This is a genomic window from Ramlibacter sp. (assembly GCF_028292805.1).
In the GTDB taxonomy this organism is placed as follows: Bacteria; Pseudomonadota; Gammaproteobacteria; order Burkholderiales; family Burkholderiaceae_C; genus Ramlibacter.
In genome coordinates, this window is the sequence record NZ_JAQGLS010000301.1 from 19,967 (window position 1) to 27,099 (window position 7,133).

The 7,133-nt window shown below is 67.3% G+C and carries 7 protein-coding genes; 1 reads left to right on the forward strand and 6 read right to left on the reverse strand.

The genetic code is table 11. The features are described 5' to 3' along the window. Positions 1-43: 43 nt before the first annotated feature. From JWP65_RS18325 to JWP65_RS18335, 3 genes are read right to left on the reverse strand one after another with little or no spacing between them, the layout of a single operon-like run. The gene (locus JWP65_RS18325; protein WP_299766338.1) at positions 44-1,072 is read right to left on the reverse strand and encodes a cytochrome d ubiquinol oxidase subunit II; all 1,029 of its coding nucleotides are present in this window, start codon (positions 1,070-1,072) and stop codon (positions 44-46) included. Between the two features lie 13 nt (positions 1,073-1,085). Further along, positions 1,086-2,474, reverse strand: coding sequence for a cytochrome ubiquinol oxidase subunit I (locus JWP65_RS18330; RefSeq protein WP_299766340.1), 1,389 nt, complete (start codon positions 2,472-2,474; stop codon positions 1,086-1,088). 3 nt (positions 2,475-2,477) lie between these two features. Continuing rightward, the gene (locus JWP65_RS18335; protein WP_299766342.1) at positions 2,478-3,053 is read right to left on the reverse strand and encodes a GbsR/MarR family transcriptional regulator; all 576 of its coding nucleotides are present in this window, start codon (positions 3,051-3,053) and stop codon (positions 2,478-2,480) included. Positions 3,054-3,166: 113 nt separating this feature from the next. On the opposite strand from JWP65_RS18335, the gene JWP65_RS18340 reads away from it, so the two are divergent. Then, entirely contained in the window at positions 3,167-4,276 is a 1,110-nt protein-coding gene (locus JWP65_RS18340; RefSeq protein ID WP_299766343.1) for a PA0069 family radical SAM protein, read from the forward strand. On the opposite strand, the gene JWP65_RS18345 is transcribed toward JWP65_RS18340, so the two are convergent. The 3 genes from JWP65_RS18345 to JWP65_RS18355 form a co-directional block, all read right to left on the reverse strand. Beyond that, a complete protein-coding gene (locus JWP65_RS18345; RefSeq protein ID WP_299766344.1) occupies positions 4,273-4,833 on the reverse strand; it encodes a hypothetical protein in 561 nt (186 codons plus the stop codon). The genes JWP65_RS18340 and JWP65_RS18345 overlap by 4 nt on opposite strands. An 84-nt stretch (positions 4,834-4,917) precedes the next feature. Then, positions 4,918-6,066, reverse strand: a complete 1,149-nt coding sequence (dnaJ, locus tag JWP65_RS18350) for a molecular chaperone DnaJ (protein ID WP_299766346.1) — start codon at positions 6,064-6,066, stop codon at positions 4,918-4,920. Between the two features lie 122 nt (positions 6,067-6,188). Further along, the coding region (locus JWP65_RS18355) for an Hsp70 family protein (RefSeq protein ID WP_299766348.1) at positions 6,189-7,133 on the reverse strand (945 nt) is incomplete at its 5' end.

Below are 7,133 nucleotides of genomic sequence, written 5' to 3' on the forward strand. Positions count from 1 at the left end.
CGGCGCTGCATGGTGCGCAGCAAGCTGCACACCCGCCGTTTCATCAATCCGTCAAAGGCCCCGCCGGCGCGGCGTAGCTCAGGGCCACCGCCTTGCCCCAGAACACCCGGTACATGAACACCGTGTAGACGATGATCACCGGCAACGTGATCGCCACGCCGATGAAGATCACCACCAGTGACTCATGCGCGCTGGCGGCCTGCCACACCGTCATGCGGTCGATCACGATGTACGGGTAGATGCTGTAGGCCAGGCCCAGGAACGACAGCATGAAGATCAGCACGGTGCTGGCGAACACCAGCCAGCCGTAGCCGGCATCCACCACCTTCGGATGGGTGGTCACGTGGAAGGCGGTGAAGAAGGCCACCGCGCAGGCCACCGGGATCGGCAACAGCCCGATCAACTGCGGCATGGCGAACCACTTGTCGAACACGGGCGGGCTCACCATCGGCGTGGCCAGCGAGATCGCGATCAGCGCCGCGCCCATCGGCCACAGCACCTTGCCGCCCCAGCGCACCGCCTTGGCGCGCAGCGCGCCGTCGGTCTTCATGATCAGCCAGCCGGCCCCCAGCATGGCGTAGGCGGTGGGCAGGGTCAGGGCGATGCCCAGGGCGAACAGGCGCGACCAGAGACCGGTGTCGAACGCAGTCAGGTAGCTGCCCAGCATCCAGCCCTGGGCGCCGGCGGCCATCGCCGAGCCGATGGCGAACAGCGCGTTCCACATGCCTTTGCGCGCGGCTCGCGCCTTGACGCGAAAGTCGAACGACACGCCGCGCAGGATCAGCCCGATCAGCATCACGGCCACCGGCAGGTACAGGGCCGAGAGCACCAGGCCGTGCGCCTTCGGAAAGGCCACCAGCAGCACGCCGATGCCCAGCACCAGCCAGGTTTCGTTGGCGTCCCAGAACGGGCCGATGCTGGCCACCATCAGGTCCTTCTCGTCTTCCTGCGCGAACGGCAGCAGCAGGCCGACGCCAAGGTCGTAGCCGTCCAGAATCACGTAGGCCAGCAGGGCCAGGCCCATCACGGCCATGAAAATGAGGGGCAGCACCGTCGGCCAGTTGTAGATCATCGCTGTTCTCCTGTCAGGCCGGACCGCCGATGGGCGTGGCCGCCTTCGGGCTTTGCGGTGTCTCGGGGGTGGGCATGGCCGGGTGCTTTGCCATGTACATGAGCACCAGCACGTAGGCGCTCAGCAGCAAGGCATAGAGCGTGAGGTAGGCGATGAGCGTCGACAGCACCATGGCCGGCGCATGGTCGGCCACCAGGTCGGCGGTCCGCAACACCCCGTAGACCAGGAACGGCTGGCGGCCGATCTCGGTGACGTACCAGCCGGCCAGCGTGGCCAGCCAGCCGGAAAACGTCATGGCTGCCAGCAGGCGCAACTGCCAGCGCGAGTACGGGCTCTCGCCCGGCGCGACGGTGCGCCGCCGGCGCCACCAGGTGAACGCCGCCCACCAGGAGACGACCAGCATCAGCATGCCCGTCCCCACCATGACGCGGAAGCTCCAGAAGACCGGCGCCACCGGCGGATGGGCGTCGGGAAACTCGTTCAGGCCCTTGATCTCGGCGTCGATGTCGTGCGCCAGGATCAGGCTGGCCAGGCCCGGCACCTGGATCGCGTAATCGGTGCGCCTTTCCTTTTCGTTGGGCCACCCGAACAGGGTCAGCGGCGCGCGTTTTTCGGTGTGCCAGATGCCCTCCATGGCGGCGATCTTGGCGGGCTGGTGCTCCAGCGTGTTGAGGCCATGCATGTCGCCGGCCAGGATCTGCAGCGGGATCGCGATGGCCGCCGCCAGCACCCCGGTACGCAGCGCCAGGTGGGTGCCGTGGTTGGCGGTGCGCCGCAGCAGCTGCCAGGCCGACAGGCCGGCGATCAGGAAGGCCGACGTCAGCGTCGAGGCCAGCAGCATGTGCGCCAGCCGGTAGGGGAACGACGGGTTGAACACGATCGCCAGCCAGTCCACCGCGTGGAACTCGCCGTCGATGATCTGGTAGCCCGCCGGCGTCTGCATCCAGGAGTTCAGGCTCAGGATCCAGAACGCCGACAGCGTGGTGCCGATCGCCACCATCAGCGTGGCCACCAGGTGCACCCGGTCGGAGACCCGGCCGCGGCCGAACAGCATGATGCCCAAAAAGGTCGCTTCGAGGAAGAACGCGGTCAGCACCTCGTAGCCGAGCAGCGGCCCGGCGATGTTGCCCGCGCGCTCCATGTAGCCCGGCCAGTTGGTGCCGAACTGGAAGCTCATGGTGATGCCGGTGACGACCCCCAGCGCGAAGCTGAGCGCGAACACCTTGGTCCACAGGTAATAGGCCTCTTCCCAGGACTGCGCCGCCGGCGTGCCGCGCGCCGCCGTGTGGCGCAGCCGGAAGTACACCAGGAACCAGCACAGCGCGATGTTGATCGCCGGGAACAGGATGTGGAAGGAGATGTTGGCCGCGAACTGGATCCGCGAAAGCATCAGGGTGTCCACCGGTCAGGTCTCCCTGGCGCGCGGCGACTTGCCGGTGACGCGGTCTTTCAGTTCCAGCACGCGCGTGACCGCGCTGCCCATTCCCATCAGCTGCATGGCGGTCTCGGGCGCCAGCTTCTGCACGTCGTCGAACCACGTCATCAGGCGATCGATCAGCTCGTACATTTCGCGCATGCGCTGCTGGGCGTGGCGCTCGGCTTCGGTGCCCGGCTTTTCCAGCAGGGCCATGCGCAACATCGACAACGTGGGCTCGATCTCGCGGCGGCGCCGCTCCTCGGCCAGCACCCGGAAGATTTCCCAGACATCGGCCGGCGCCTGGAAGTATTCGCGCCGGTCGCCTTGCTGGTGCTTCATGCGCACCAGCCGCCACGACTGCAGCTCCTTCAATCCCATGCTGACGTTGGAGCGGGAGAACTCCAGGGTCTCGGCGATCTCGTCGGCATTGAGCGCACGCTGCGAAATGAACAGCAGCGCATAGATCTGGCCGACGGTGCGGTTGATGCCCCAGCGGCTGCCCATCTCGCCGAAATGGGCGACGAACTGGCGGCTCAGGGCAGGGAGGTGGTCCTGCATCGACATGGGCGGTATTCTGCCTCAGGTTCCCGCAATTTCAGTAAGTACCGAAATAACAGTACACAGGAACAGTGTGGATTGCGCCGCCGGCGGGGCCTTGCATCGGCCATACTGTATGAATGAACAGCATCGACCGCAGTACCAGCAACGAAGTGGCCCCAGTGCACGTGCCGCTCCATGCGATCAAGGGCCGGGGCGCGGCCACGCGGCTGGCGCACCGCTTCGAGCGCGACACGCGCGCGGCATTCGACGACGGCTGGGACCTGATCGCGGCCGACGGCGCCGCCCCCCGCACCGAGGTGATCTGGGAAAACGCGCGCAGCATCATCGCGTCCAACGATTCGCCCGACATCCACTTCGACCGCTCGATCAACCCGTACCGCGGTTGCGAGCACGGCTGCATCTACTGCTATGCGCGGCCGACCCACAGCTACCTGAATTTGTCGCCGGGACTGGACTTCGAGACCAAGATCATCGCCAAGCGCAACACCGTGGAACTGCTGCGGCACGAGCTGGGACGCAAAGGCTACCGGCCGCAGCTGATCGCGATCGGCACGGCCACCGATTGCTACCAGCCGGTGGAGCGCGAGCTCAGGCTCACCCGCGGCGTGATCGAGGTGCTGCACGAGACCAACCATCCGTTCGCGCTGGTCACCAAGGGCAGCGGCGTGGAGCGCGACATCGACCTGATCGCGCCCATGGCGGCCAAGGGGCTGGCGGCGGTCTACCTCACGATCACCACGCTCGACGCCGAACTGGCGCGCCGGCTGGAGCCGCGCGCCGCCGCTCCGCACCGGCGGCTGCGCACCTTGCGCACCCTGGCGGAAAACGGCATTCCGTGCGGCGTGAGCCTGGCGCCGCAGATCCCTTTCCTGAACGACGACATGGAGCAGGTGCTGGAAGCGGCCTGGGACGCCGGCGCGCGCGAAGCCTTCTACCACGTGCTGCGGCTGCCCTGGGAAGTGGCGCCGTTGTTTCGGCAATGGCTGCAGACGCATTACCCGCAGCGCGCCGAGAGGGTGATGCATCGCATCCAGGACATGCGCGGGGGCAAGGACTACGAGGCCGACTTCGCAACCAGGATGAAAGGCTCCGGCCCCTGGGCCGACCTGATCGGCCAGCGCTTTCGCAAGACGGCGGGGCGGCTGGGATTCAACGCCAAGAAGGTTGCCTTTCCCACCGAGGGCTTCCGCCCGCCGGCGGCGGCGGGGCAAGGCACGCTGTTTTAAGGTTGCTGGCGCAGCAGCAGCAGGCCGGCGGCCGAGACGACCGCGCCGGCAACGGTACCGGCCAGGTTGGCCCGCAACTGCGCCGGCCCCGGCAGGCGCCGCACCGGCACGTGCCACACCCACACCACCGGCACCACGGCCAGCAGCAGCATCATGGCGGGAACCTGCCAGCGCATGAAACTGGCCCAGCCGGGCAAGACGGCGCGCGGGCGCTGCTGCCACAGGGTCTCCAGCGGCAGCTCCTGCACCCACAGGCCGCAGGCGGCGAGGGCGCCGGCCAGCAGCAGGACGGTGGCTGCGAGCTTGAAGGTGCGGCGCCACCCCAGCAGGCTGAGCAAGGCGAAACTGCCGCCACCGAGCGCCAGGATGCTGCCGGCGGCCTGCCGCCACTCCTGCCATCCGGCACCCCCGGCCAGCCGCCAGACGGCCACGTTGGCCGGCAGTGCGAGCCAGGCGCTGATGGCGAACGCCATCCAGGCCGGGTGCAGCGCCAGCCGCGCTTCACCCGGCATCAACAGGGTGGAATAGCCGGTGGTGCGGAACAGCCTGAGTGCCATGGCCCATTGTCGCCGGAGCGGCCGGCCCTGGCTCATCCGTGCGAGTGGTCACGGGGGCATGTGTGCCCCGCGGACCACAGGCCGTCAGGCGCTGAAGAAGCCTCTCAGCTTGTCGGCCCACGACTCCTCGTTGGGCGAGTGCTTGGCGCCGCCCTTCTTGAGCGACTCTTCCAGTTCCTTGAGCAGCTTGCGCTGGTGCTCGGTCAGCTTGACCGGCGTCTCCACCGCGATGTGGCAGTACAGGTCGCCGGGATAGCTGGAACGCACGCCCTTGATGCCCTTGCCGCGCAGGCGGAACTGCTTGCCAGGCTGGGTGCCTTCGGGAATGTCGATCGCCGCCTTGCCATCCAGCGTCGGCACGTCGATCTCGCCGCCCAGCGCCGCGCGGGCGATGCTCACCGGCACCACGCAGTGCAGGTCGTCGCCGTCGCGCTCGAAGATCGCGTGCTTCTTCAGGCGGATCTCGATGAACAGGTCGCCGGCCGGTCCGCCGTTGGTGCCGGGCTCGCCGTTGCCGGCGCTGCGGATGCGCATGCCGTCGTCGATGCCGGCCGGGATGCGCACTTCCAGCGTCTTCTGCTTCTTGACCTTGCCCTGGCCGTGGCAGGCGGTGCAGGGCTCGGGAATGATCTTGCCTGAGCCGCGGCAGGTGGGGCAGGTCTGCTGCACGCTGAAGAAGCCCTGGCGCATCTGCACCACGCCCTGCCCCTGGCAAGTGGTGCAGGTCTTGGCCTGGGTCCCCGGCTTGGCGCCGACGCCCTTGCAGATCTCGCACTCCTCCCACGAGGGAATGCGGATCTGGGCGTCCTTGCCCCTGGCCGCTTCCTCCAGCGTGATCTCCATCGCGTACGACAGGTCGCTGCCGCGATAGACCTGGCGGCCCCCGCGCGCGCCGCCGCGTTGCTGCTGCTGGCCGAAGATGTCGCCGAAGATGTCGCCGAAGGCCTCGGCGAAACCGCCACCCGCCGCGCCGCCGGGGCCGCGCATGTTGGGGTCGACGCCGGCGTGGCCGAACTGGTCGTACGCGCTGCGCTTGTCGGCGTCGGAGAGCATCTCGTACGCTTCCTTGGCCTCCTTGAAGCGGGCCTCGGCATCCTTGGAAACGCTCGCCTCACCCTGGTTGCGGTCGGGGTGGTGCTTCATCGCCAGCTTGCGATAAGCCTTCTTGATTTCTTCGTCGGTGGCGTTCTTGGGAACGCCCAGGACGTCGTAGTAGTCGCGTTTGGTGGCCATGTATTCTTTTCGCTGCACTGCGCTCCGCAAGGGGCTAGGGGCTAGGGGCTAGGGACTGGGAAGCGGCCGGGGCCGGTCTTCCTTAATCCCTAGGCCCTAGCCCCTAGTCCCTGCGGCTGTTCTTAGCCCTTCTTGACTTCCTTGACTTCCGCGTCGACGACGTTGTCGTCGGCCGCGGGGCCCGAGGAAGAGTCAGCGGCCGCCTCGGCGCCGCCGTCGGCACCCTGCTGGCCCTGCATGCCTTCGTACATCTTCTCGCCCAGCTTCTGGCTGGTGGCCATCAGCGCGCTGGTCTTGGCTTCGATCGCTTCCTTGTCGTCCGACTGCAGCGTCTGTTCCAGGTCCTTGGCGGCGGCCTCGATCTTCTCCTTTTCGGCAGCGTCGATCTTGTCGCCGTACTCGGTCAGGCTCTTGCGCACGCTATGGACCAGGGCTTCGCCCTGGTTGCGGGCCTGCACCAGCTCGAGCTTCTTCTTGTCGTCGGCCGCGTTCATTTCCGCGTCCTTGACCATCTTCTCGATCTCGGCTTCCGACAGGCCCGAGTTCGCCTTGATGGTGATCTTGTTTTCCTTGCCCGTGCCCTTGTCCTTGGCGCCGACGTGCAGGATGCCGTTCGCGTCGATGTCGAAGCTCACCTCGATCTGCGGCAGGCCGCGCGGCGACGGCGGGATGCCTTCGAGGTTGAATTCGCCGAGCAGCTTGTTGCCGGTGGCGATCTCGCGCTCTCCCTGGTAGACCTTGATCGTGACTGCCGGCTGGTTGTCGTCGGCGGTGGAGAAGGTCTGCGCGAACTTGGTCGGGATGGTCGTGTTCTTGGTGATCATCTTGGTCATCACGCCACCCAGCGTCTCGATGCCGAGCGACAGGGGGGTGACGTCCAGCAGCAGCACGTCCTTGCGGTCGCCGCCCAGCACCTGGCCCTGGATCGCCGCACCGACGGCCACGGCCTCATCGGGGTTGACGTCCTTGCGGGGCTCCTTGCCGAAGAATTCCTTGACCTTCTCCTGCACCTTGGGCATGCGGCTCATGCCGCCGACCAGGATCACGTCGTGGATGTCGGAGACCGA